31 protein-coding genes and 1 riboswitch are annotated in these 25,397 nt (G+C 42.4%); of the genes, 6 read left to right on the top strand and 25 right to left on the bottom strand.

Translation table 11 applies throughout. The annotated features are described in order from the left end of the window. Positions 1 to 55: 55 nt before the first annotated feature. The gene (locus L4C38_RS08145) at positions 56 to 739 is read right to left on the bottom strand and encodes an MOSC domain-containing protein (protein WP_428797174.1); all 684 of its coding nucleotides are present in this window, start codon (positions 737 to 739) and stop codon (positions 56 to 58) included. 65 nt (positions 740 to 804) lie between these two features. After that, entirely contained in the window at positions 805 to 1,206 is a 402-nt protein-coding gene (locus tag L4C38_RS08150; RefSeq protein ID WP_428797037.1) for a PaaI family thioesterase, read from the bottom strand. A 31-nt stretch (positions 1,207 to 1,237) separates the two neighbouring features. Between L4C38_RS08150 and L4C38_RS08155 the strand changes: the two genes are divergently transcribed. Continuing rightward, entirely contained in the window at positions 1,238 to 1,513 is a 276-nt protein-coding gene (locus tag L4C38_RS08155) for a DUF134 domain-containing protein (protein WP_428797038.1), read from the top strand. Between the two features lie 46 nt (positions 1,514 to 1,559). Here the strand turns inward: L4C38_RS08155 and nqrM are convergent, their stop codons facing one another. The 3 genes from nqrM to L4C38_RS08170 all read right to left on the bottom strand — a co-directional run bounded on the left by nqrM (position 1,560) and on the right by L4C38_RS08170 (position 3,235). Further along, entirely contained in the window at positions 1,560 to 1,763 is a 204-nt protein-coding gene (gene nqrM / locus L4C38_RS08160; RefSeq protein ID WP_428797039.1) for a (Na+)-NQR maturation NqrM, read from the bottom strand. Continuing rightward, the gene (locus L4C38_RS08165) at positions 1,760 to 2,230 is read right to left on the bottom strand and encodes a NifB/NifX family molybdenum-iron cluster-binding protein (RefSeq protein WP_428797040.1); all 471 of its coding nucleotides are present in this window, start codon (positions 2,228 to 2,230) and stop codon (positions 1,760 to 1,762) included. The genes nqrM and L4C38_RS08165 overlap by 4 nt, the downstream gene beginning before the upstream one ends. A gap of 369 nt (positions 2,231 to 2,599) precedes the next feature. Further along, a complete protein-coding gene (locus L4C38_RS08170) occupies positions 2,600 to 3,235 on the bottom strand; it encodes a 3'-5' exonuclease (protein ID WP_428797041.1) in 636 nt (211 codons plus the stop codon). A 525-nt stretch (positions 3,236 to 3,760) separates the two neighbouring features. Here L4C38_RS08170 and L4C38_RS08175 point away from each other — a divergent pair. After that, positions 3,761 to 5,854, top strand: coding sequence for a methyl-accepting chemotaxis protein (locus L4C38_RS08175; RefSeq protein WP_428797042.1), 2,094 nt, complete (start codon positions 3,761 to 3,763; stop codon positions 5,852 to 5,854). A 159-nt stretch (positions 5,855 to 6,013) separates the two neighbouring features. On the opposite strand, the gene L4C38_RS08180 is transcribed toward L4C38_RS08175, so the two are convergent. The 3 genes from L4C38_RS08180 to L4C38_RS08190 form a co-directional block, all read right to left on the bottom strand. Beyond that, the gene (locus tag L4C38_RS08180) at positions 6,014 to 6,427 is read right to left on the bottom strand and encodes a GFA family protein (protein WP_428797043.1); all 414 of its coding nucleotides are present in this window, start codon (positions 6,425 to 6,427) and stop codon (positions 6,014 to 6,016) included. Positions 6,428 to 6,473: 46 nt separating this feature from the next. After that, positions 6,474 to 6,713, bottom strand: coding sequence for a hypothetical protein (locus L4C38_RS08185; protein WP_428797044.1), 240 nt, complete (start codon positions 6,711 to 6,713; stop codon positions 6,474 to 6,476). Positions 6,714 to 6,915: 202 nt separating this feature from the next. Beyond that, positions 6,916 to 7,224, bottom strand: a complete 309-nt coding sequence (locus L4C38_RS08190; protein WP_428797175.1) for a helix-turn-helix transcriptional regulator — start codon at positions 7,222 to 7,224, stop codon at positions 6,916 to 6,918. Between the two features lie 141 nt (positions 7,225 to 7,365). Here L4C38_RS08190 and L4C38_RS08195 point away from each other — a divergent pair, with 141 nt between their 5' ends. Next, positions 7,366 to 7,668, top strand: coding sequence for a hypothetical protein (locus L4C38_RS08195; protein WP_428797045.1), 303 nt, complete (start codon positions 7,366 to 7,368; stop codon positions 7,666 to 7,668). A 78-nt stretch (positions 7,669 to 7,746) separates the two neighbouring features. Here L4C38_RS08195 and sigZ read toward each other — a convergent pair whose 3' ends face one another. Together sigZ and L4C38_RS08205 are read right to left on the bottom strand one after the other, a co-directional pair. Further along, a complete protein-coding gene (gene sigZ / locus L4C38_RS08200) occupies positions 7,747 to 8,319 on the bottom strand; it encodes an RNA polymerase sigma factor SigZ (RefSeq protein ID WP_428797046.1) in 573 nt (190 codons plus the stop codon). Beyond that, positions 8,303 to 8,599, bottom strand: a complete 297-nt coding sequence (locus L4C38_RS08205) for an ArsR/SmtB family transcription factor (RefSeq protein ID WP_428797047.1) — start codon at positions 8,597 to 8,599, stop codon at positions 8,303 to 8,305. Before L4C38_RS08205 ends, sigZ begins: the two co-directional genes overlap by 17 nt. Before the next feature lie 201 nt (positions 8,600 to 8,800). Here L4C38_RS08205 and L4C38_RS08210 point away from each other — a divergent pair, with 201 nt between their 5' ends. After that, positions 8,801 to 9,835, top strand: a complete 1,035-nt coding sequence (locus L4C38_RS08210) for a permease (RefSeq protein ID WP_428797048.1) — start codon at positions 8,801 to 8,803, stop codon at positions 9,833 to 9,835. Positions 9,836 to 9,912: 77 nt separating this feature from the next. Here L4C38_RS08210 and L4C38_RS08215 read toward each other — a convergent pair whose 3' ends face one another. The 7 genes from L4C38_RS08215 to L4C38_RS08245 form a co-directional block, all read right to left on the bottom strand. After that, positions 9,913 to 10,665 (bottom strand): phosphatase PAP2 family protein, encoded by a 753-nt coding sequence (locus L4C38_RS08215; RefSeq protein ID WP_428797049.1) that lies wholly within the window; start codon positions 10,663 to 10,665, stop codon positions 9,913 to 9,915. Between the two features lie 485 nt (positions 10,666 to 11,150). After that, positions 11,151 to 11,975 carry a bifunctional hydroxymethylpyrimidine kinase/phosphomethylpyrimidine kinase gene (gene thiD / locus L4C38_RS08220; RefSeq protein WP_428797050.1) on the bottom strand — a complete coding sequence of 275 codons (825 nt, stop codon included), beginning with the start codon at positions 11,973 to 11,975 and terminating at the stop codon, positions 11,151 to 11,153. Between the two features lie 93 nt (positions 11,976 to 12,068). After that, positions 12,069 to 12,166, bottom strand: a riboswitch (TPP riboswitch). A 94-nt stretch (positions 12,167 to 12,260) separates the two neighbouring features. Next, positions 12,261 to 14,324 carry a heavy metal translocating P-type ATPase gene (locus L4C38_RS08225; protein ID WP_428797051.1) on the bottom strand — a complete coding sequence of 688 codons (2,064 nt, stop codon included), beginning with the start codon at positions 14,322 to 14,324 and terminating at the stop codon, positions 12,261 to 12,263. Next, positions 14,321 to 14,620 (bottom strand): YtxH domain-containing protein, encoded by a 300-nt coding sequence (locus tag L4C38_RS08230; RefSeq protein WP_428797052.1) that lies wholly within the window; start codon positions 14,618 to 14,620, stop codon positions 14,321 to 14,323. The genes L4C38_RS08225 and L4C38_RS08230 overlap by 4 nt, the downstream gene beginning before the upstream one ends. Next, positions 14,607 to 14,918 (bottom strand): magnetosome protein MamC family protein, encoded by a 312-nt coding sequence (locus L4C38_RS08235; protein ID WP_428797053.1) that lies wholly within the window; start codon positions 14,916 to 14,918, stop codon positions 14,607 to 14,609. Before L4C38_RS08235 ends, L4C38_RS08230 begins: the two co-directional genes overlap by 14 nt. Then, positions 14,915 to 15,685 carry a YtxH domain-containing protein gene (locus L4C38_RS08240; protein WP_428797054.1) on the bottom strand — a complete coding sequence of 257 codons (771 nt, stop codon included), beginning with the start codon at positions 15,683 to 15,685 and terminating at the stop codon, positions 14,915 to 14,917. The genes L4C38_RS08235 and L4C38_RS08240 overlap by 4 nt, the downstream gene beginning before the upstream one ends. After that, on the bottom strand, positions 15,682 to 16,014 hold the full coding sequence (locus L4C38_RS08245) for an HMA2 domain-containing protein (protein ID WP_428797055.1): 333 nt from the start codon (positions 16,012 to 16,014) through the stop codon (positions 15,682 to 15,684). The genes L4C38_RS08240 and L4C38_RS08245 overlap by 4 nt, the downstream gene beginning before the upstream one ends. A gap of 141 nt (positions 16,015 to 16,155) precedes the next feature. Between L4C38_RS08245 and L4C38_RS08250 the strand changes: the two genes are divergently transcribed. Then, entirely contained in the window at positions 16,156 to 16,515 is a 360-nt protein-coding gene (locus L4C38_RS08250) for an HMA2 domain-containing protein (protein ID WP_428797056.1), read from the top strand. 8 nt (positions 16,516 to 16,523) lie between these two features. Here the strand turns inward: L4C38_RS08250 and L4C38_RS08255 are convergent, their stop codons facing one another. Beyond that, positions 16,524 to 16,943: a hypothetical protein gene (locus tag L4C38_RS08255; protein ID WP_428797057.1), complete on the bottom strand. Its 420-nt coding sequence runs from the start codon at positions 16,941 to 16,943 to the stop codon at positions 16,524 to 16,526. Positions 16,944 to 17,158: 215 nt separating this feature from the next. Between L4C38_RS08255 and L4C38_RS08260 the strand changes: the two genes are divergently transcribed. Continuing rightward, positions 17,159 to 18,070 (top strand): LysR family transcriptional regulator, encoded by a 912-nt coding sequence (locus L4C38_RS08260; RefSeq protein WP_428797058.1) that lies wholly within the window; start codon positions 17,159 to 17,161, stop codon positions 18,068 to 18,070. Positions 18,071 to 18,144: 74 nt separating this feature from the next. Here the strand turns inward: L4C38_RS08260 and L4C38_RS08265 are convergent, their stop codons facing one another. From L4C38_RS08265 to L4C38_RS08295, 7 genes are all read right to left on the bottom strand, one after another. Beyond that, a complete protein-coding gene (locus L4C38_RS08265) occupies positions 18,145 to 18,297 on the bottom strand; it encodes a hypothetical protein (protein ID WP_428797059.1) in 153 nt (50 codons plus the stop codon). Between the two features lie 747 nt (positions 18,298 to 19,044). Then, positions 19,045 to 19,875 (bottom strand): arginase family protein, encoded by an 831-nt coding sequence (locus L4C38_RS08270; RefSeq protein ID WP_428797060.1) that lies wholly within the window; start codon positions 19,873 to 19,875, stop codon positions 19,045 to 19,047. Between the two features lie 5 nt (positions 19,876 to 19,880). Next, complete coding sequence (locus L4C38_RS08275; protein WP_428797061.1) at positions 19,881 to 20,606, bottom strand: IclR family transcriptional regulator; 726 nt, start codon at positions 20,604 to 20,606, stop codon at positions 19,881 to 19,883. A gap of 336 nt (positions 20,607 to 20,942) precedes the next feature. After that, a complete protein-coding gene (locus L4C38_RS08280; RefSeq protein WP_428797062.1) occupies positions 20,943 to 22,619 on the bottom strand; it encodes a flagellar assembly protein A in 1,677 nt (558 codons plus the stop codon). A 280-nt stretch (positions 22,620 to 22,899) separates the two neighbouring features. Next, positions 22,900 to 23,688 carry a phosphotransferase enzyme family protein gene (locus L4C38_RS08285; RefSeq protein WP_428797063.1) on the bottom strand — a complete coding sequence of 263 codons (789 nt, stop codon included), beginning with the start codon at positions 23,686 to 23,688 and terminating at the stop codon, positions 22,900 to 22,902. A 93-nt stretch (positions 23,689 to 23,781) separates the two neighbouring features. Further along, positions 23,782 to 24,315 (bottom strand): dihydrofolate reductase family protein, encoded by a 534-nt coding sequence (locus L4C38_RS08290; RefSeq protein WP_428797064.1) that lies wholly within the window; start codon positions 24,313 to 24,315, stop codon positions 23,782 to 23,784. 135 nt (positions 24,316 to 24,450) lie between these two features. Continuing rightward, positions 24,451 to 25,323 (bottom strand): LysR family transcriptional regulator, encoded by an 873-nt coding sequence (locus tag L4C38_RS08295; protein WP_428797065.1) that lies wholly within the window; start codon positions 25,321 to 25,323, stop codon positions 24,451 to 24,453. Between the last annotated feature and the right edge of the window lie 74 nt (positions 25,324 to 25,397).

The raw sequence follows: 25,397 nt of genomic DNA on the forward strand, positions 1-25,397 counted from the left end.
CCCTTAACTGATAGACGGGTCAACAATTGATATTAATTATTCAATCTATTCCGATTTACGCATGTCCTAAAAGCCGGAAATTCCAGTTTTCAACTTCACCAGTATCTAAACGCTTTTCAACATTCGAACGCCAACTTTTTGAAAGACGCTGCTGGGCGAATAATTGCTCAAGACCTTGTGTGTTTAATGGATCACCAAAATATCGTTCACAAACCGAAAGAATCGATAGGGGCTGCTCAACACGCTCAATCAATTCCAAGGGCTCATTCACACTCACCAACCCCGGCTGGATCACCCGGTAGAGCCAACCACAACGACTGACGTCTTGCATATCAATCGAAAAACCTTCAACACCCCACCGTTGGCTAAGCTTCATACATGGAGAGCGTGGTTGGCTGACTTCAATGATCGCCTCGCCCCATTGATAACGATCTCCAATACACACATTTGATTCGCTCATGCCAACAGTACTGATATTTTCCCCCATACCAGGTGCTATCCACTCCGAGTCACTACGATATTTGCTCGCCCAGTACTCATAATGCTCCGCTGGATATTGGTGCAACGCTCGCTCTACTCCACCATGAAAACGGGTTTCTGCACATTCATCGCCTTCCAAACCCATTGCTGATAGGTATATAGGCTTTTCAACTGGCGATTTGTCCATTGCCGTTGTCATGCCATAGCGCTCGGCTACCTTACCTATAAATACGCCTTTCAAAGAATACTGCTGAGTCATTACTAATCCTGCCATCTGAGTTTGCATATAATCTGCTCAATACTAAATCTTTGTCAGCTTTGGTTTCAAGCAATTGACATAAATTGGCTTTTGGCCGATGAGCAAATAACGCCATCAATGGAAACTTGGCTTTCCAGAAAATAGACACCATGTTTTGATTTTAGGAGCGCAGCATCAATAACCAACAGCTTTTCGAGAACAACCGGAAAATGGTAACGCATTTCAAGTTTTACAGTCATCGCCTTTATGCCTTGCCCAAATAAGCAATGAAGCATGGCAGTATCATGTAGCGCAGCCACTAACCCGCCTTGCATTACTTCATCGTAGCCCTGCGTGCGTTGAGTTGCTACAATCTCGGCACGTACAGCCCCAGTATCGAGCATTTCAAACTGTAGCGGTTGATCATTAAAAAATGGCTGTTGGCAAATGACACATCGAGTGTGATTGTGTGGAATAATAATTGGCATAGATAAACTCTCGCCTGATTGGAATAATGTTATGGCTCGCCCAAAAATTCATCGACAAATCTGTTCTCGAGCACCTTATTCTTGTTTTAAGCCAAATGGTGTACCAATGCCCGAGTTGCAACAGATTGAGTTGCTGCCTGAAGAATTAGAAGCGCTGCGACTGGCTGATCAGGAAGGATTGAGTCAGCTCGATGCCGCAGCCCAAATGCAAGTATCTCGCCAGACGTTCGGTAACATTGTTAAGCGAGCACGAAGTAAAGTCGCGCAATGTTTGATAAACGGGCATGCGCTGTTACTGCTCAAATAACACTTCAAAGCTAAATTCAAAAAATAATGTCGCAAATACAACCACATCAAATAGGTCGTGCTGGTTCTTGAATTTGATAGAGCACTTTACTGTGCTCGGCGCAAACCTCTTCGCAATTGCACTCACGCTCTATATCAAGCAGAGCCAAGCCTCCGCAACTGCCTTCTATCGGTTTACGCGAAAACATCACGCCTATAGCCATCAACGCAATAAAACCAATAAATACCGCTAGAGTTAAAACCAATGTCATTGGCCAATCCTCTTTATCGAACCGATTTTGATCGTATCGCTTTTTGTTGGATCACAGATTGGTTGTGGCTGGCTGAGAAGAACAGATGGTGTTTTTGTCGCTTTTTTACTGCTGCAACAAGTGCTTTTATTCTTAGGCTCTCTGCCATATTCAATACTCTCAACCACTGTAAGAGAAGCGAAGTTCAACTCTTTCACTATCGCTTTTGCCGGCGATGCCAACACCTTTAACTTATGATCAAACAAGCGCTTAAGCATTTTTTTGCCGATAGAACGTACAACGACCGCCTCAACATTGTGGGCTTCAATGATTTCCATCCACTGTTTTTTTTTGCCGCATTGGGAGGGAGTTTCAACTAAAACGATATGGTGTTGGGTGTTGAGTTTGTCATCGACAATCGTCACTTGAGGTGAACGAGAAAAGTGATTGGCAACTTGAAAGTTGCTGCTAGGAATTGCGTATATCATGATGGCTCAATAAGTTGTGAGTAACCACCACACTATATGTCTAGTTACTGGCATATGCCAATAACTAGCAGCGAGATCTTAGATTTCGATCTAAATGCCTAAGAGTGTGCCTACTTATACCCAACTGACTTCAAGATGCAGGATTCAGAGTCTTGTCACTAGTACCAGTTCAAGGAAAACAACGACGTGGAATAGCCATCTATTTCCTAGTTGTTTGACGTAAAAATGGTTCCAGTGACAGACTCCCAAAGGGCGAGTTTGTTAGGTTCGCAGACTACGTTATCGATTCTTAATTTAGATCGACTAGATTTTCAAATCGAAGCCTTGCCTGTAAACCTAACAACTCTCGCTGAACTAAGCATCTTGAGGTTACTTGGGTATAGAAGCTTCTTTTCTCAACATTTGCTCTACTGAGGCTTTAGGTGTTTTCGCAATTTTAAGCATCAACTCAAAGCTTGGTTGTTGGATATCAAACTTGTCCTTTATAGCACTCAGTTGGACTTGCCATAAACGAGCCGTCATTTCGGCATCAGCTAAGGCACGGTGAAACACACCATCATTTTCAATTTGGTGATACTGAACCAAATCGCCTAATTTGTGAGAACTCGACTCTTGATGAATTCTTCGCGAAACAAGCAAAGAACATGCAAACTGACCAGAATAGTAGCGATCTATCCGACGCAATTCTGCATCTAAAAAGCGCTGATCAAATGAAGCATTGTGCGCAAGTAAATTGCATCCCTCAATAAAATCAGCAAACTGATCCATCACTTCATCGCAACTGGGCGCATTAAGCAACATACTATTGGTGATCCCAGTATAGCTTTCAATAAAACCGCTTACGCGGAACCCTGGATTCATCAGGCTTTGAAAGCGGTCAACGACTTCACCTTGATGCAGTTTTACTGCACCAATTTCAATTGCTCTGTCACCTTGTTGTGGTGAAAGACCCGTAGTTTCAAAGTCGAGAACAATAATCGAGTCAGCGGAAGATGGAATAGACACAAAACACCTAATATAAAGCAACAAAGTGGAGAGTGTAACTATGGAAGCCAGAAGGATCAAAGTAAGAGTTAAGTTCGGTAAAAAAATGACCTGACGAATTAATTATAAAATTAATTCTCAACAATCATTTCGATGACAAAACTGTCAACTTTCCGCCATCATTCATCCAGCGACCAAACATAGACATAATAAAACAAAGCGTTAAATACGTTATCCAATCTGTTACCGACATAGCCACCCTGCCAATTTTTAGACATTAATCGCCCCCTGTTCACATAGAGAAATCATTCATTAATAACCTTTCATAACACAAAGCATTGTGTTCAAACCTTCTGGCTATAATCGCCGCCAATTTCATATATACCCAAGAAACTTGAAGATGCAGGTAGGCGGCAAGTAAGGAAGTCCCCTGAGCATAGGTGAACTATGTAATTGGGGCGTACGAACACAGCCAACACCGCTGCAACTTCAAGTATGACGGGTATAACCAGAATAATAATTACACTCCATGAGGGTCAACTAAGTATGTTTAATAGTATTCGTACGCGAATTGCAGTCACCGCAGGCGCGGCCATGGGTTTTACCTTATTAATAGCCATGGGCATAACTACCAATGCATTTACTGATGTCAATCAGCAGATTTCCGATAGAGTCACGACTCAGCTTACCGAAGCCAGCACCTCTCACTTACGTTTTACCGCTTCTGAGCAAAGCAAAACCATTGCCAATCAAGTTTCACCTGTCACTCAAAGCTTGAGTCAATTGCGCTCAATTTTAGAACAAAGCGCCGATAGCCAAGCAGGTGCAGATGCGTTAGTTAACAACTTCATCGCAGCGTTAAAATCCCAAGACGAAGCGGTATTTGCAGGCTATATGGTGTTTGAAGAAAATACTTGGCCCTTAGAGAGTGAGGCAACGGTGACGAATGCTTTTAACCAAGACGGTTATCTTGCGCCTTTCTTTTCACCAAACAACAACGGTGGCTTTGATGCTTTAGGCATGGAGAGCTTCTCCAGTAGCCAAATTAACAACAACGGTGAACGTAAAGACGAATGGCATTTAGCGCCTTACGAAACTGGGCGTCCATTCGTTATGGAACCTTACATGTACCCAGTTAGGGGCAAGCAAGAGCTGATCACTACCATCAGCCAACCAATCAAAGTTAATGGTAAAATCATTGGTTCTCTTGGTTTAGATCTTTCGCTTGAAGAGCTTCAAGGTCAAAGCGAAGTACTTGCGCGAAACCTCTTTGATGATCAGGGCAATATCATTATTGCTTCTTGGAAAGGAGCAACCCTTGCTAACAGTCACCAACCTGCAACCGTAGGTAAAAAGGTACCGAGTGAACTCTATCTGCAATGGTCAAAAGTCCAACAGCTAGCAACTCGGTCAGACATCGGCATGATGACACACAAGGGTCAAGAGTATGCGATCACTTCTGTTGCAACCTCTGGTACTCCTTGGGTTGTGATTGTATCTGTCCCGACGCATGTACTGCAGAAAGACATTACCAATTTCATCGATTGGAACACCACAATGAATCGCCAAGCAATTGAGCAAGGTGTACTGGCAGGTGTTATCGCTATGCTCGCTGGCATATTTGCTATGGGTGTTATCGCAACATCTTTAGGACGCATATTAAGTAACTTAGTCGAACGCTTTAAAGATGTAGCTCAAGGTGATGGTGATCTGACTTACCGCCTTGAAGTAAAAGGTAAAGATGAATCAGCACAACTCGCCCATTGGTTTAACGCCTTCTTAACCCGTATGCAAGAAATGCTAACCACGGCAAAAGAAACGGCGCTACAAGTCGAAACTCATGCCGGAGCCGGTCAAAAAAGCGCTCAAATATCTAAAGATAAACTCAACTCACAACTAAATGAAGTGAACTCACTCGCGACTGCAATCAATGAAATGTCGGCAGCGGCGCAAGAAGTTGCTGGCTCTGCTGTTCAAGCCGCAACGGCTGCGGGGCAAGTACAAGTAAGCAGCCTCAGTGGAATGAAACGTATGGATAATGCGGCGCTAGCAATGGAAACATTAGCGCATCAAGTCAACGACGCTCAAGCTCAGACCCTGTGCCTTGCTGAATCAAGTACCAATATCCAAGGTATTTTGTCCGAAATTGGCGGCATTGCTGAGCAAACCAACTTGCTCGCACTTAATGCGGCGATTGAAGCGGCGCGCGCTGGTCAAGCAGGGCGAGGTTTCGCTGTTGTAGCTGATGAAGTGCGTAACCTAGCGAACCGAACCCAGAGTTCAACCGAAGAAATTCGTGCACGGTTAGCGCGTCTTGAGCAAGACACTCAATCAATCGTTAATCTAATGCAAAGAAGCCAACAACAAGCTGCAGAGACCAAAGATGAAACCGAAGCCGCGCAACATGCTTTGACCGAGATTAATAAGGCAATTGAAGTAATAAATGACATGAATAACCAGATTGCCTCTGCCGCAGAAGAACAGAGCTTAGTGACCGAAGAAATCAACCGAAACGTCGTCATCATCAATGATACCGCAGTCGACGTAATGGAGACCATGACGCAGTCGGTCAACATCAGCCATGAGTTATCAGGCAGTGCCACAGACCTACATCATGAGCTGAATAAATTCAAAATCTAAGTGCTACTGATATGATCTGCAAACAGCGTCCAATTGGGCGCTGTTTTTTTTATCAAGAACATCACTAACATCTATCGTTTCAAGGTAACTCATTGCCTAAAATCAACTTCTATTAAGTCATGGCTTAGTTTCTATTCTGCATAATCAACTAGCTCGCTATCACGGTTGACCGTCAAACACTTTTACACCTTGAGGAAGGGCATACCAAGAGACTTTTTCTTTTACCCACACGTGCGCTTTCGGCTCAAAGATCGCATCATCTTCTAGATCAACAGGCTTGAGTTTAAGCTTGATAAGATCAGGTTGTTTAGGGTCAAAATGATAGATACGGTTACCGCAACCTCGGCAAAATTTAGCAGCGTTCACATTACCGCTTTCAGCTGGGCGGCTCCATTCATTCATCTCACCACTAAAATCAATATCTTCCGCTTTAACGATTGCTGTCACACTAAACGGCGCTGTAGCAAGCTTCTGACACTCAGTACAATGACACGCGGCAACCATCTGCGGCGCGGCTTTTAGCTGATAAGAAACTTGCCCACATTGGCACTTCCCTTCTAATGGGTAACTCATTGCTTTCTCCTTGTTATACCACTGAAAGCTTCCTTCGCTCACAGCATCATTGAAACTCTTCGCCTTTATTATCTAAGGTTTTATGTCCGCAATTTGTGCACTGCACATAACGATCAATCAACTCTAAAGAGGCTAAAGCCCCACCTACCATCACACCAGAAAAAAAGCCCGATAAGAAAGCTTTAAACTGTTCCTTACGGCTTTTGCCATATGGGGATTTTTTCTGTTTGATGATCTCTCGGTGTTCACAGGTTTGACCACAATTTGAGCAAAAACTATCCGACATGGATGACTCCATAACTCAATACAACAGGATAAACATGAGCATTCACCGCCCAAATTCTTGAACGCTATCTAGTTTCAATAGCTTATGTAACAGCCAGCCTACAAATTTAAGTGACCTTGGTCAAATAGGAAGCGCCGTTAATGTTAATGATCGGATTTTTGATTGAGTTGCAGCATTCGCGTTAGATGACTGACATCAAGAGTTACTTGGTCACATGTATAATAAAACGTACCAACATTGCCTGAGCTTCCGGGCTAAGTAATCTCGCTGCCGCCGCTAAATCTGCATTCGTAACAGGCTGAATATTTTTAACGTCTAGCACAATATCAAGATCGGTCACATGCAAGGCTCGAATAATTGAACGATATTGAGATATCTTCATATCAGATTCCCCTCGCTCAATACGTTGATAAGTTTTTAAACTCATTCCGGCTATTTCGGCGACTTGCTGCCTTGTCAGCTTCGCTAATTTACGTCTATCCATAATCACTTGAACGATAGGATCAATCATAGCCACCACCTTAATTGGACACATTTGACCTAAATAAGGCAATAAGTAGACCATGTTAACTAGGTCATATTTACGCCACCCTACAGCCGCCCAAAAATAGCCCAGCATTTTAATCACTTAACATTGAGTCGTTGGCGAAACATGGACAGAGAAAAAAACAACACCGATGCAGATTGCGAAAGTTATCTTCGCAATCTGCAACAAATGATTGCAGATTTGATTGGGTATGTAGAAGTAAAAGCGAAGGGTAAAGGGCTCGATAGGGCAACCGCATTGCGTCAATCGCAACTGCGTCTTCTCAAATACAAAGAGCTATTACTGCATGAATCGCATATTGAAGAAAGTGAGTTACTCCTTAGCTATATAGAGCTTTCAAAAATTGAAAAGTCTATTGCTAAGCTTGGGGTGCAAGCATTATCAATCACCATTGATGCGCTGGAGTAAGTACTAACAGCTCTCAAAGCACAAAGCCCTGCTATCGCAGGGCTTCATTGCCAATGATCTTAGCTTCAAGCTCGAGGTTTAACAGCGCGAGCAGCCCGCAAATTTTCGTTGAAAATCGATCACGTTACCGTGCTTATCCAAAGTAAGCTCACAACACTCTTCAAACAGTTTTTTTAGTTCACTGCGGCTCTTTTTCACTCGAGATTTAAGGGTTGAATAACTTATCCCTTGCTGCTCAGCCAATGCTTTTTGGCTCATTCCTTCTAGCTCTATAGAACCAAGTAATACTGCGCTTTCATGTGGCAATGTCTGAATAAAAGGGGTAATGCATTGGGACAACTCTTGCTCTATTGTCTCCAATGGTTGCTCAAACCATAGGTCCTCAGCTTGTAACTGGCTATCGCGTTGGATACGCCCACGCTTACGATAAAAATCAATAATGGTGCGTTGAGCAAGCTGAAATAACCAAGCTTTTACGCTGGACTGATTCTGAATTTGTCCGAGATTTTGATAAGTCTTGAGCAATATATCTTGCTGTAAATCCTCAACATCATCTTCATTCGAAACTTTACTGCGAAGAAATGCTTTTAGAGATTGTTGATAACGACGCCAAACCTCATCAAGATTAAGTGTGTTATTGGCACTTTTCATCAGCACAACACTCAGCTTGAAGGAAACCGATCACACCTTCTAAACACTGGTATTCAGCCACACAATAAAGGGTACGACCTTCACGACGTTGGCTAATCAAACCAGCCGAAGCCAAGCTGGCAATGTGGTGTGATAACGTTGAGCCTGGAATGTCCAACTGCTCTTGTAAGCCCCCCACTGCAATACCTTGATAACCGGCTTTTACTACACTTTTATAGATCGACAATCGAGTTGTATGACCTAATTCTTTCAACGCTTTCGCAACGGCTTCAAGTTCCATTGTTTTCTCCAACTCATGATATATTTCCAAAATAATCGAAATATCATAAAAAAGCAATCATCTCTCTCCTTAGTAACGCAACAATCACGCTAAAGATAATGACCAATCTCATTTCGACAACTGTGGAAATAAAGCTTGATCATTCTATTTTTATTTCTATAATTCGAGAATATTCGAAATTAAATGATATTTGAGGCTCACATGAGTAATGAATTAATAACTATGGCACGCAACGCGCTCGACATGTTCGCTTTCTTGGCAGTTGAGTTAATCATACTGTTCTTGGCTATTAGCTACATCGTCGGTGTACTTCAAGAATTTTTGACTCCAGAAAAAATTCAATCGATCTTAAGCTCACGTAACGGCAAAGGGTATTTTATAGCAGCCTTACTTGGCTCCATTACACCGTTTTGTTCATGCTCGACCATCCCTTTCTTAAAAGGTTTACTACGAGCAAGAGCAGGGTTTGGTCCGATGATGGTCTTCTTATTCGCAAGCCCATTGCTTAACCCAATAATTATTGGTTTATTTGTCGTGACATTTGGTTGGCAAGTCGCGCTGTTCTACTTTGCTATTGCAATGACCGTATCCGTCATCTCTGGATTTGTACTAGAAAAATTGGGCTTTGAACGCTACGTAAAAGCTGAAGCTTATCAATCAACAACACCTTCAAGCTGCTCAACCAAAACAAGCTGTGGTGACAGTGCTCAACCAGCAGTAGAAGCTCCTAGCGCTTGCTGCACTAAGCCTGAACCAGAAGTAAAGGTATCTTGCTGCTCAACAGACGGAACAGCAACAGCGACGATTGTTGCAACCAAACAACCAAGCCGCTGGATGAGAATATGGATATCCACTTGGAAAGATTTCAAGCAAGTATTGCCTTACTTAATGTTGGGTATCGCAATTGGATCATTTATCTACGGTTTTATTCCAACGGATTTGATAGCTGAATACGCTGGCGCAGGTAAATGGTACGCAATCCCTGTGGCGGCTGTGATTGGTATTCCATTGTATATTCGCGCTGAAGCGGTCATACCACTAAGTGCAGCTTTGGTTCAAAAAGGAATGGCGCTAGGTTCAGTAATGGCATTGATCATTGGTAGCGCTGGGGCAAGTTTGACTGAGGTTATCCTGCTAAAATCAATCTTCAAAAATCAGATGATTGCAGCATTTCTCGTGGTAATTTTGAGTATGGCTATCGGAGCTGGCTTCCTATATAGCGTGATTTTTGGTTAATCAAACCAGGTAAAAAGCAACAACTCGTACTACAGGTGCTGAGTTGTTGCTTTTTACCTTAGCCTGTTCAAGAGGATTCAATAAAAGCAACGTTTGCTAAGATTCAACCTGCTACCAATCTTTGCCGATAAGCCTTCCATACTCGGTATCATTGCGTATACCGCCATAATGAAAAAGATTGAACCAAGCAGATCAACTGGGCGATGCATTCCCAACCATAGACGACTGTAGGCAACACCTAATGCCCAACACATTAAGACAGCCGTCATTGCATAGCGTTTCTGTTCAATAAATAGACCACCAAAAAATGCCACACATATTGCAGCAAAGATAGTATGCCCTGAAGGAAATGAATAATCTGTTTCCCCCATCCAATGCTGCGTGCGCCAGTGACTCACATTCTCAGACACAGTCGTAATCACACTCTCTCGCTGCTCACTAGAGAGTTGATAGAAGTGATCGGGGGTTGGTATCAGTAGTTGATGTGACAAAAGAGCCGTGTAAGGGCGAGGGCTTTCCGTTAAATGCTTCAATCCTGTTTTTGCAGCAAAACCTATCATTAAAATTAACGCGAGTTGAATGAGTTTGCCCAATTGTTGCTTTGGTGTCATTTTCAGAGTAGTGCCAGCAGCCACTAAAATAGCAAGCGTAACCAAAAAACCACTACTACCAGCCGAGTTTGTCAGCAAAGTAAACATAGCGCCTTCAAAATCTGACACTGATGCCAATAGTTCAATGTGGCTAACCAGCAGCGTCATTGGCGCAATACCCAATAACAATAGCACCAACAACACTAACCCATTACGTTTGGCTTGTAGGGAATTTTTCATAACCATCATCTCATTCAATAAGGCTATCATGCGGTGCCTAGACTGTTGTTCAAAAAGTTAAGGCACGCAAAAGGCTAAACCTGTTAATAATCAACAGGCTGCTTGACAAAGAAATGTAGGCAAAGGAGGAGTACCTTTGTCACCTGAGACTGCTAATACTAACCGACCGTGACTATTAACATTATCAAGTTGATGTCAATTTGGTGAAAAAATGTTCCTCTGTATCGCAAAAAATACAGAAGTATACCCAAGAAACTTGAAGATGCAGGTTGGCGGCAAGTGAGAAAGTCCCCTGAGTATAAGTGAACTATGTGATTGGGGCGCACGAATACAGCCAACACCGCTGCAACTTCAAGTATGACGGGTATATAACTTCCAAGACGAAGTCTTGGGTTGTAAGCGCTTAAAACTCATCCCCATACTCCAAAGGAAAGCTAGAAAAGCAGCTTTTTTCTTAGTTCCTGCCGTGTTAACTCAATTTATTCTTACTGAGTTAACGCATAGAAATGATGAACAGGACCATGCCCCGAACCAATATTCAATTGATCAGCGTGCTCTATTGCCGATGAGATATACACTTTGGCTTTTTCAACCGCAGCTAGTAACGGCTCACCTTGAGCAAGATACGAAGCAATAGCAGAAGATAAAGTGCAACCCGTGCCATGCGTATTATTGGTATTCACTCGTTTGGCTCGTATGACCTGAATCGATTTTTCTTCTATTAACAAATCATTGCTAAATGGATTGCCTTCCAAGTGACCACCTTTGAGCAATACAGCTTTGGCGCCCAGAGCGCGCAAATCAGCAATCATAAATCCCATCTGCGCTTCGATTATTGGAACATTGCATTGAATAAGCGCTGCACCTTCAGACAAGTTGGGGGTAATCAGATCAGCCAATGGCAACAAACGCTCTTTCATGGTCGCAATTGCCTCTGCCTTAAGCAGCATATCGCCGCTGGTTGCAACCATCACAGGATCAACCACCAAAAACTTCGGTCGATACTGCTCAATTTTGTCCGCGACTACATTGATAATGCCACTGTCCGCCAACATACCGACTTTAACCGCAACCACATTGAGATCGCTAAAAACAGCATCAAGTTGCTTGGCTATGTGCTCAACAGGAATAGGGAAAATAGCTGAAACACCGAGTGTGTTTTGTGCCGTAATAGCCGTAATGGCAGAACAAGCGTATCCACCAGTAGCAGAGATTGTTTTGATGTCGGCTTGAATGCCTGCGCCGCCGCCACTGTCTGAACCGGCGATGGTCAAAATAATGGGAGTTGCATGTGAAGGTTGATAAATCATGTTGTGTCACTCCTACTCGCAACGTAAGGAACTGACTCAACCTAGGAAAACCAACTTCGCAGTAAGGTGAGTATTACTGGAAAGGATCAATCGATACCAGCAATTATAGTTCCCTACGTCAGTGTTAACTGAATCAGGTTCAACGGGTCTCGCGTAGCGATCTCAGCCTCATGGCCCCCCGACTATGTAGCGGGAATAGTAACAACAATTGTTGTCCGATGGGATGAAAAAATGCCTGCTTTGTGAAAGCAGGCATTTCTAGCATGGAAGCTTAGTTAAGCAAGGCTAAGCATTCTTAAGCGCAACGGAACGCCCTAGAATACCCAAGGTCGTGCCATTATGGAGTAACGCACTCATCGTTGGATTCAACATGCCCAACGCTGCTGCTAACATGATTCCACTGTTGACATATTCTGCTATCTTGATGTTCTGATTAATCATCTTCATCGCGATATTAGCAAGTTGCACAGTATGGGAGACACCTAACAACTTATCTTGCAGCAGAACCACATCCGCAGCCTGACGAGCAAGCTCTGTACCACGACACATGGCAACACCAACATCCGCTTTTGTTAGGGCTGGAGCATCATTCACTCCATCACCAACAAACATGACGTTGTGACCATTTTGCTGAAGCTCTTCAATGATCGCTGATTTGCTTTTTGGTGACGCCTCAGCAAAGACTCGATCAAGTTGCAATTCATCTCCCAACATATGAGCTTTGTATGCGCTATCACCAGAGATCATCACTAAATGCTTGATCCCCAAATGACGCAAATCAGCCAAGGTTTGATGAACATCTTCACGCAAATGATCACGTAGACCAATCATGCCAATGAGTTTTTTCTTTGATGATATAAAGATCAAGTGACGACCGATCTCTTCATAATGGCGGATATCTTCTTCAACTTCAGTAAAGTCAACCTGCTCATGTACTTCTAAGAAATGTCGGCTACCCATCACCAAACAGTGGCCATTCAACGTGCTTCTTAAGCCGTGAGCAATCACATATTCCACTTCACCGTGCTCAATATGTGGTAACTGATGATTTTGCGCCGCATCAACCACCGCTTGTGATAGTGGATGATTACTGTGCTCTTCTACTGAAGCCGCCATTGCGAGTAAATCACGTGCGCTATTTTTTGGGCATAGCGGTATCACATCAGTGACTTCCATATCCCCATAAGTAAGCGTACCTGTTTTGTCGAACACGCAAGTATCAATTTTTGCCAACTTTTCAATCGCACTACCGCCTTTAAACAAGATTCCTTGTTGCGCAGCGCGATACATAATTGACTTAAAAGTGACTGGCGTACTGAGTTTTAGCGCACATGAATAATCCACCAAAAAAACAGACGCAACTCGATTAAGGTCTTGCGTTAAAGCAAATACCGCTGCGCCAATCCCCAAAGTGATCTTGACTCTGCGATCCGCCATATCTTGAGTAACTTGCTGAGTTTCACTTTTCTCACTTAAAGAGTCGTAAATCAATTTTGCGATTTTAGCGGTTGTTGCTTCACTGCCAATTTTGTCTACGCGAACCTTAATGCTTCCATCGTGGACGCTAGTACCAGAATAGACAACAGCATCAAGCTCACGCCTCACTGGTACATTTTCACCAGTGAGCGTAGATTGATTGATCAATGCAGCACCTTCGATTACCACACCATCAATTGGAATGGCACTACCCGGTGTTAACTCAATGATGTCATTTGGTACTAGTTCATTAGAGTTTACTTGCAGCTTAGAGCCATCAGCCTTCACGACCCAAACTAAGCAGTCTTGTGGGTGCATTAAATCTGCCAACAATTGATCGCTATTGCGGCTGGTTTTCTGCTCCATATATTCGCCAAGACTAATTAGGCTTTGTGTCATCATCGCAGTGCGGTAATCGCCACGCCAAGCAGATAAACCCACAGCAATAGCATCTAACACTTCAACAGATACACGCTTATCTTTTAGCTCACTGACACCTTCTAACAATGTCGGTGCGATTAAAGTTGCCGTCGTTACTGCCCCCCATTTGTTAGGGAGGAATACCGCAGCTAACGTTCCAATAACATTCATGGCAATATCACCACGCGTGTATTGATGCTCACTGTCATGGGTTTCTGCGTGAGAGAAATCAAGCTGCGCTAAGCGCGATTCGAGCACTTTTCGACTCAATATCGTTTGGTCGTACTCAATCACAACTGAACAAGCCACCTCGTTGACTCTTACATCTCGAATACCTTGAATCGCAAGCAAACTGTGCTTGATCCATTCACCGATAGCTTGATGTTCTTTTAACGCAGTAACCTTAAAACGAACCCGTCCTGGAAAGTGATGTTTGACCTGCAAGCCAATCATTCTTCGCCTTTATGTAGATTGCGGTAATACTCTAGCTCTGCTTGGGTATCTTCCAAACGTTCTTTCAACTCTTCCACTTCACCACGCACAGTAGACCAAGCTTTCTCACCTGTTGCCGTCACACCCTGCTGAAACTTTTTATTGCTAATAACGTAAGCAACAGCCGCGCCAGCGACTAAGCCCATGGCAAAATGTGTTTTAGTGTTTTGCTTTTTGTATGGTTGTTCTTGGTTGCCAGCCTGAGCTTGCTGACCGTAATGCGGATAACCATAGTAATACGGGTTATTGTTGTTCATCGTTAGACTCTTCCGATAGCTGATCCACAAGGTAAACCCCTGCAGCACCAACACTTAAAATTGTTAATAAAGAAAGCACTGGTCGACCGGCCATTTTTTCTGCCGCATAGGTCGATGCACCGCTGACGGCTCCAGCTTTCAAAGCAGAAAGTGATGCTTGAGCCACTAAATCATTAGTCGCTAAATCACCCTGTTGATGACGCTGCCAGTTACTTACCAAAGAGGCACTACCACCAGCCATGGCGCCAATAATCATCGCTCGGCTGGCTGCGCTTAGTTTGTCAGATGAATTACTCACGCCGGTTTTACAGCATCATTTTCTAAAGGTTCAACTTGTTCTGGCTCTTGGGTTTCTTGTTGATGGCGTTCAACTGAATCATGAAATCCTTGCTTACCTGCTTCATAAGTGTCGCGGAAAATCTCACCACTAGTGGACACATTCTCTTTGACGTTCTTTGCTGTACTGGTTGCACCATCTTTCACTGCACAACCGCCCGTTTTCAGCATATCGCCAGCACCAGAAACCATGCCCATCAATTTACCGCGTACATTCTCATTACTTAACAATAATGCAGCTGCAGCGCCAACCATTGCGCCTTTCCAAAATTCTTTATCGTTCATTCCAAAACTCCCTAATAATTCTTTAAACATACCTGCGTCTTCACCCAATGCGCCTTCTAACATCGCTTGAGCTTGTTCAAATAGTGCATCGTTTACTTCTTCTTGCCCCTGGCTTTGCTCTTGCGCTGGTGGGTGCATAGAGGGATGCATATGTGGATGTGATTGCCAATGAGGTGGTGGCATCATTGATGGATGGCAGTATCCAGGATGATTCATCCACATTGGGTGGTGCCACATTGGCGGTGGCATGTGTCCCATGTGAGGAGGAAAGTGCGCTTGTCCCATCGATTGAGCGTGATGAGAAAATTGTGGCGGTACCATATGAGGTGGGTAGCCATAAAAACCACCATAAGGTGCTTGTTGGGGATTATCTTGCGCGCTTTGAGCAGAAGCAGTATTTGCTTGCTCTGCATTACCATAACCTTGTGGGTTATTTTCACTCATCCGTTCACTCCATTTAAGTTCAAGCTCTCAGCAATAGCATGACAAGCTTGTTCCGCCTGTTGCTCTGAATCGGAGAACAGCTCTTCAACCCTTTGAGGGCATACTAACGATGCGTCGTACTCAATTAAAATACTGCCAGTAACATGGTTCAGCTTACAGTTTTTGAATGCCGGAATTGATGCGAGGGCACACTCAATATCTTGCACTTTGTATTTAGCCAAATGAGCCACAATACCCATTTTATATTTCAGCCGAACACGCCCAGGAATATGATGGCCAATCACTACCCATTTTCTAAGTTTTAAGGCCGTAGATATGTGTTGTTTCATACAAAAAATATATCGAACTTCCTCAATATCACCACGTTAAATATGGTGATATTGCGGACTGCGTTAAGTTTTTTTGCGATCAACCTTATAGAATGCTATCTTTTGAAAATAGTAATTATTATCATTTTCATTGGGATTGTTATGAACACTTACATTCACACTACAAATCAAAGAGTTAGAGTTCGTTCTGATTTTATAAAAGAGAATGATAATGAAGTGTCGTTATTGATATCTCAACTTGAGAAAATAGATGCTATTACAAGTGTGAAATATAAAAAATACGCAGGCTCGGTTGCGATTACCTTCGATGAAAACGAACTGGATAGCGATAGTGTATTAGAAATTTTAGAAGGTCATGGGTGGCTACGCAGTAATCCAAAACCGTCTTTTATTGAGAACGCCGTCGTAAGTGGAACCAAGACATTTGCGAAAGGCATGGCAGGAGTTGCCCTATCTCGTCTAGTTGGTCCTTCAATCAGCAGGGTAATAATGAGCTTATAATCGGACCGCTAAGCTGACATTTTCAGTTTTTTCGCCGCACACTTACATACCCCATGACTTAATGCGGGGCAGCGCTTGCAAGGTGGGGACTTAAATGGAAGATGAACAATAGATTTAACACTAGGTCGCATATTTGCGTCCTTTTTTATATCTGCACTTTTGGCTGAAGGGCGAATAACCGAAGCCGTCTCCCCTCCGTCAAACCAAGATAAAACTGGGTTGAAGGGTGCTGCGAGTTCACTAGCGACATTAACAAGTGTTTGTTGAGATATTTGCTTAAACTCAGATTTCCAATAAGACGATCTAGGATTGTTTTGCTGTTCTTCTTCGGCTCTGGCTAGTGGTAATGCTTGCAATTGCTTTAAGGATTTAGACGGAGCCTTAGATACGTTTTTTTTCAACTTCTTTAAAGCGTGCTTTGCGCCCATATAGTGCTCTTTTACCATTAGCAGAATTGGATAATGAATAGCGAGACTACCAGTAATGCGATTAAAAATACATCTTATTTACATTTGAATTACTAGCTTTTATTAATAAAATAAATCATGCTTTTATAATTAAATCGTCAACCCGAGCTTTGAGCATGTAACGTTATGCTCTATGCTTATTTTCATAATTATTCGTTATCTAAGCTAGTTTATGTATGCTAAACCCTTTATGGCTCAAAACATTTGTCACTCTCATTGAAACGGGACACTTTACTCGCACTGCAGAAAAGCTGTTTATGACACAGCCTGGCGTCAGCCAGCACGTCAAAAAACTTGAGAATGTCTGTGGTTATCCACTAATAGAACGCAATAACAAAAGCTTCGATATTACCCCCCAAGGTCAAATCATTTACGATTATGCAAAAGAATTGCAGCTACGCGAATCTCACCTTATTGGCAGCTTACAACCCGATTCTCCATTTAAAGGGACGGTTAAACTAGCCTGTTCGGGGTCATTAGCGTTACTTCTCTACCCTCCTTTACTAGATTTACAATGTAAACATCGCGACCTAGTTACTCACATCGAAGCTGCACCTAAGCGAAAAGTGCTCGCTGATATTCTCACAGGAGAAGCTGACATAGGCATCGTCGCTAGCAAACCTTCAGATAAACGCCTGTTAGTTCAAAAGCTTAGTATTGAGCCTTTATGTCTGATGCTCCCCGCCTCGGTTAATGTTGCCAATATTAATCTAGAAAAATTGCAGCAGCTTGGGATAATCACTCATCCAGATGTGGGGAATTGTTGGGCTTTGTATTGCGATAACTGTGATGAGGATTGGCTTGCAGACATTCGTTTCGACAAACTACCCGTCTCGGGGTATGTGAATCAGTTAAGTCAGATTTTGTTACCTGTATCCAAAGGGTTGGGCTTTACAGTTTTACCGTTGAGTGCGTTACAAAATTTTCCTGATAAGGAAAATATTACTGTTTACCAAGCAAAGAATGAAGTATCTGAAATGCTCTATTTAATCACCAAACAACGAGCGAGTATGCCACTGAGATTTACAACTATCATTGAACAGATTAAGTGCGTATTGTTACGTCAAGATAGCCAAACAAACAGCTAACATTACCTGCAAAATATTCTACGTCCAAAAAATGAAAAAGAGCCGTTAGGCTCTCTTTTCATACACACTGGCAATTATGCTTCTAGCACGTCTTGTCCTGTTACCTCTGAAAGAAGTAATGCGTCATAGGTATCGACATGAAGCCCCATCATGGGTAACCCATGGTGACATACCCAAGAGCAAAAAAACACGCCTATAGCGATTGCTATAAATGCTAAAACTAACATTGCGTTACCTCTCATTGGCTCTGTAGATAACACCAATTTACGCCCAGCCTAAACACTAGTCAATCAGGTGAATAACAAAATCGATACAAGGTCACAAAATACATGCCAAAAACCAATCCGCTCTGCGATGGTTATTCATTCAATTCTATAGGCTTAGAAACGAATCACATTTCCCTACATAAACATGACATTCATCACGCATCAATGCCCGTCATCATTGACGTGGCAGATAGAATAACTTGGCATTAAACATGCCTTATACAATAAACAGGAAAGAAGCACGTTAAATATATGTTTTATTTACATTTAATTTTAGTGGTATTTTCTTTACGTTTTTTTGTCACTAAGATTATAGTGAGATGTCAGCCATATTAAGAGTTAAAGACAACAGAATTTCGGCACAAAAATGTGATCAAAGTCCTAGCTATACAAACAAAACGAGGCTACATTCGAATAGTTCATGAGGAACTGTATTCACATATGCTCATATCCGAGTAAGAATTAAGTGAGGAAATGTCATGAAGAAAATGAGAAAAGCACAATTACACCGTATTCGTGTTCAATACTGGAAAGAAGTAAGTAAACAAGAAACGAAAACACAGTAAAGTGCAAATTTGCAACGTCTAAGCTGGCTCTTTAGCCAGCTTTAGTTCTTTTTGGAGAACTATAATTTCCCCCTATATAGTCCGACAGAGTTTATGCTTCAAGCGATGAACCACTTAGCTCGATAATCTTCTAATTTTTTAGTTACGCCACTTTGTCGTTCGTCGGGACTATTCCTGCCAATTCTTGCAAAATGCTTAACGTTGACTTAGCAAATATATGCTTGTCTTTCCACCCCACTAGCTGAACCATAGCCACTTTACCTGACATTAAACTTTGACGAATAATTCGGCTGACCATGTGCACCTCCAAATGACGCTCAGAGCCTAAATATGACTGAGGGCATAATGAAGCGAGATCAATATTCAGTACCACCTGATCACAATGCGCAAGGTAACTGGTAAGCTGTTCTTTGACATAAAAGCGATGTTCAAACTGACATTCAGACAGCGTCAACCAGTCACAACCCAGATCTTCGGCATACTCTAGAGTTTTGTCATTCTGACGAGCACCATTAATGCCCATACAGAATAAGTGCAATTCACTAAACCGCGCTAAAGCAAAGTGATACGCCGAGCCCAGTTCTGGCTCCAATGTTGGACTGATTTCAAATTGACTACCTATATGAATAATGCCCAACGCTTTGCCGCTATTAAGCAATGGTAATGCGTGGAGTACCCCTTCTGTACAATTGCTAAACACGACGGGAAGCGTGTTCGAACCAAGGTAACGATTTAGATTTAGCTGGTAGTGCCCTATCATCTGTTCTGACAGCATATAGTGACCGCCATTTAACCAACGGCTATGTTCTTGTTCAGCCAGCCAATCGAAGACATCCTGTAAGCTTTGATCAGCCATTTCGAACTCAACCTGCTTCATTGGCTTGATTGATTGAGCAATACTCATCAATACCATTGAAAAAGCAGAAGAACTGATACTATTGCGAGTTTTGTTACGTCGAAATAAGCCGAACATATGCATTACCTTTCTGGGGGCAGAGCCCTAGCCGCTTGAAGAACGTGAAGGATTATCCGTTGTTGATTTTGTTGAACACGATGTGCCGGTGCCATTACGGAGATTGCACCAACGAGTTTTGACCCTTTCATTACTGGTGCACTGATACCAGATACACCAGGGTCAATCTCAGATGTACTAAATGCATAGCCTTGCGCACGAATCACATCAAGATTCTCGTGCCACTCATTGATTCGGTGTGCTTCACCAAAATAACGCAAAATCTTGTCTCGGCGTTGATTTGGCATGAATGCCAACATCACTTTTGACGAAGCTCCTCTCAATAGTGGTTGGCTTTGTCCTTGTACATAACTACAGCGCAGTGCTTGCATACTCTCTTTCCTGCTTACACATAGTGCTCGATAGCCCACCGGTACCATGTAGGCGGCCATTTCGCCAGTCTGTTTTTGAAGGCGGTTAAGTACGGCATCAACCGCATCCAATTCATGTTGGCTCGTCTCGTAACTGCGCATTAGTAGCAAAGCAGCCGGACCGATGATCAAAGTCTTGTCGCTTGGACTCTCTTCAATCAAATTCCATTCTTTCAGTAACTTTAGGTGACGATAAAGACTGCTTATCGGCGTCCCTAATAGATCGCTGAGTGTCTTAGCTGTTACAGGCTCATCGTTCACCGCAACTTGCATAAGCAGTTGTAGTAATTTTTCGTTGACCTGACCGGAGTTCTGCTTCATCGAATTCACACTGACGTTTTAACGCCTCTAGTTAGATTGACCAAATTGTATTCCTAAAAGGTGGGAATTTATAAACACAAAGAACCATTCATTCTCACATGGTAAGAATAATTGGTTTTTTATTGTCTCACAATAAGTTAGGTAAAATTGGTTTAAAAAGCGATGTAGGTTTAAAGGTGAGCATGCTGTAATGCTAGGTTTGCACAGCATGAAATGACAGAAAGGCTGTACGATGTTCTATCTAGGCGACATTCTCATCCGAGTAATGACATAATTCTTGATTAGCGAGAAAGCTGTGTTCTTTCTTTCAAAAAAATTGACGTACAATTTCACTGGCTAGAAATCTTCCTCCAGCATTTCCTCATCAAGCATTGAAGTACAGTTAATATTGTACTGATCGTAAGAAAAAACGGCGGCGCCATGAACGCGTTTAGTTGTAACTTTGTCTTCTCCATATTGGATTATTACTCGCGTGTATACTTTTTTGCTCGCTTGGATGGTATTTTCACGCAATAAACGATCGAACTCTTCAACATGTGCATCTCGCGCTAGTTTGATTCTCTCTAAATTAGCACTCGCCGCGACTTTACTATGCCCGATTAGGTCTTCTTCTTCTTCTGTGCGATCAGCTTTAGGTCGTTTCTTAAATTCAAGTTCTTGCCTCACGACATTCATAGTGGCTTCTTGAGCCAGTTGATAATGTTCACGATACTTACTTTGACGATCTTTATGCATTTTATAACGAGCAAAACCATGCACATAGGTTGCGGTGTCACCTTCCACTCCCAAGTTAACACAGGCAACCTTACCGCCAACTTTAGCATGACCACCACTTAAGGTGCCTTGTCGACCCGTTTTGTCTGAGATAGTGAGATTGTTACCACAGCGAATTTCATTGTTCATACAATGAATCGCGAGTTCGATATTATGTCCAGCTTGCAGTTCAGCAAACTGCGCGTAATTTGCTTTAATCGTTCCGCCAGCTTTAAGTACGCAAGACTTTTTTTGGTTGTCAGAAACGTTATGACCAATAATACCTTTGGCTACTTCAATATCACCTTGTGCCTGAATGTTCGCCGATTCAACAAAACCACCGATAGTGATATTGCCTGTGGCTCGCACCATCATATCAGACTCAACATTACCTTTAACCAGTACATTACCTTTGAACTTTACATGCCCAGTGGCGACACCGATTGAATCCAAAACAAGTACATCATCCACATCGACACTGAACTCATGTAAAATTGGCATTCCGGTTAATGTCGCGATAAGAACATTAGGATCTTTCTCGGATATAGCGGATCCCTTACCCTCTTTAAGAAGCAGATCTTTTCCGTCACCTGCAGGAATCTCTTTTCCTTGCACAGTCAAGCCGGGCTCTCCAAGTGTTGGTGGTATTCGACGCATCAAAGGTTGCCCTTTGGCAACACTCACGGTATCACCAAGGTTAAGCATATCCACTTTACCGGTTTCATCTTCTACTGGGGCAAGTACTTGTTTAGTTATATCTTTTACGAGGGGAATGAATTGGGCATCTTTGCCTTCCACAGGTCGTCTTCCGGTGGCGATTGGTTGAGTAAATTGTTTACCCGGTTTGAGCTGAGCGCTCACTACTAATACTTTTTTTAACGCGAGTTTGTTAATACCTTTGGTAATGGAACCACTAGCCAAAGCATGTACAAGCTGGGGACCACTCAGTGGTTTTCCGCCGTAGGCACCAGTCACCACCATACTGGCTAACATATCGTTTTCTGATATGACGAGTTCTACTGTCGCATCCAATTTCTCGGCAATCACAATACCCTGAAAAGATTCGGATTTACCTTCTTTTCCAAGGGTGATAAAACGCAGTACTTCCTCTTCATAAACAAAGTAAAGTTCAGCCTCGAGAGCCGCAATAGCCTCAGTCAGCCCGTCATAATCAAAATCTCGCGGCAGCAACATTTCGTTAGGAAGTATAGCAATCACTTGTTTCTTATCATCAGACAGAGATACGATCTCTTTCCACATGCTTCACCTACTTTGGAATTAACCTTGTAAGCAGTGTATCTAAGTTCACCTGATATAAGTATGAAAGCGCTAGCATTTTCCGGCTTATGTCGAGTAATTTTCTCTCAATTAAGCAACAAAATGTGTATCAAATGTGCGAATGTTGTACATATTACAATGAAATGATGGAATTAATATCACCCTAGTTGCAGTGTGTTTCTTTGCTTTATGCGAGGAATTATTGAACACCCAAATAACTATATTTACCGCTGAAGCGATCACGTCAGCGACAATTAAAAGACTAGAATTGGGCACCGTTTAGCAAACCTGACGTTATAAATTTCTGGTTCTTAAGTAAGTAATCGATATCCGCCAAATAACTTAAATGATGTCCATTCTCTATATCGCTAATGAATTTTTCATTTCCTTGCTTCGATTGTTGCTGCATATAGTCAACCAGAGCATTCAATCTTTCGACCATATTTGTAACGAGTTGACATCGTTGCTCGGCAGTTGCACCATAAGCGTCACAAAATTTTATGGCCCTGTCCGTTTGCTGGTGAAGATCACCCAATGCATCGATTGAATCCGTTTTGAATGGCGCCCAACAATAAATCGAATAAGCTAAATCCCATATTCTTGGCGCTGGATGCGCAGTATCAAAATCGAATACTCCTGTCACAACTTCACCATCAAGGGTAACGTTATAAGGCGTAAAATCACCATGGCATATAACTTCTTGTGGCTCTCTTTCAGGCAGCATCCATAGCAATGCTTGAAACCGATTTTCAGCCAGAAAGTCGCTCGATACATCATGTAATACGCGCAAAATCTTTGCCGCAGAAAGTAAAGCTACATCACTCGCAATTGCTCCTCGCAACGGATAGTTGTAAGTATCCCCTTTCACAAAGGTCAGCACTTCTTTATCACCATCTTCGATCGCGATAAATTGAGGGCAGCCTATCACACCATTATTTTTATAGTGGTCCAATAATTGATGAACCGAATTAGACCAAGGATTTAAAGGTCTAACGACAAATTCACCCCTTTTGAAAATGACACCTTCACGTCCACCTGACAGGTTTTCCATTTTTATTCCTATTAAAGCATTCCAACAATAGACAATTTATCTAGATTTACAATGTAAAGCTGTAGGGTCTTGTTGCAACGACCGTGTGCATTTCTATTTCTGACGGATAAAATGGTTTTTAACCAAACTGTCTACATATCGCGTTGAAGATAGATGTTTGAATTGTAACGGAGCGACAAGATCAGCAAACAATGGGATTCCGCCACCAAGAACGATGGGAATAGTGGTGATGATCAATTCGTCAATAAGATCTTTTTTTAAGAAACCTTGGATCGTCTTTCCTCCATCAATATACAAGCGATTAAGCCCTCGCCTGTTTAGCTGCTCAACGATATCTTCAATCTCTCCGTTAATCAAAAAAGCCTTTTCTTGGTATCCTTCCGGTACTGATTTCATTGTATTGCTCAATACGTAGACTGGTTTGGTATAGGGCCATTCACAATCAAAACTCACGACCATTTCAAATGTGTTCCTTCCCATGACTAAAGCATCGATATCACTCATAAAGTCAGCAAAGCCGAAATCGGAACCTTCAGGATTCGGAATGCTGTGCAGCCAGTCAATTTGATTATTTTTATCTGCAATATAGCCATCGAGACTTGTTGCAATATAGACGATATTTGACATGAGATTTCTCCAGTTAATACCCTGTTTCTTTAAAATGGGTACTGCTTGAAATATTGATTCAATAGCACTAGTGACGCTTTAGGTATAAAAATAGTAACAGCACTCGATTGTCGTGCAATCGGGATATATTCAAAACTATAGCGGGCCAACATCATAAATCTCGACACATTGCTTATAGAACCAAGAAATCGCTGGTCCCAACTGCTGATTTTTACGCGTCACTCGATCAACGTGAAGCAAAAAGTTTTTCTCTTCAGCATCAAGCTTGATCACTTCTAGCGAATCTCGCCCTGCAATAAGGTGATTAGGCACAATACCCCAACAATGCTGTAATTCAAGGATACTCAACAGCACATTGATTTGATTAGTCTTAGTAATGTTTGAGGTCAATTTGATATCGAGCAGACCAGAATTTTCTAGCAAAGATACTTGCATATAGGTCGACAAGTCGCTTGGTTTTACCGACTCTTTACAAAGCAATGGATGTGAGTTTCTTACAGCAATCGACATCGGTAAGTAGCCAACCAATCCTAATTCAACCTCAGTAAGGTTAAAACTATCCCATATTTTAAGCCCTATCGACGCTTCATTATCCGATACTAGTTGAGCGACATATTTATTTTCCACTACTTGAATAATCAGTTCAGTGTGAGGAAAACGCTGATAGAACTGATTGATGACATTGTAAAAATTGGATGTTAGCAATAAGTCACAGATCACTATTGTCACGCAGTCTTCAACACCTGCATTTAGCGCATTTACCATTGCCTTAACATTGTTAGCGTGGGAAAGCAGATCCTGCGCATGTGAGTACAGCAACTTACCATTAGCCGTGAGTGTAGGTGCGCGTGTAGATCGATCAAAAATGTCAATTCCTGTATCGACCTCTAAATTCGCAATAGTTGTGCTGACGGCCGATTGAGCTTTACCTAGCCTCCTAGCGGCGCTAGAGAATGAACCACATTCGACGCACAGTATAAGTGTTTCAAGTTGTTGAAGGTTGAACATACAAAGTATCAAATAATCAGATAGTAACTAACTGTAACTTATCCAAAACTCAGATGATACTAGCTACCTCAAAC

This window comes from Vibrio kasasachensis (genome assembly GCF_050337565.1).
GTDB classification, from domain to species: Bacteria; Pseudomonadota; Gammaproteobacteria; order Enterobacterales; family Vibrionaceae; genus Vibrio; species Vibrio kasasachensis.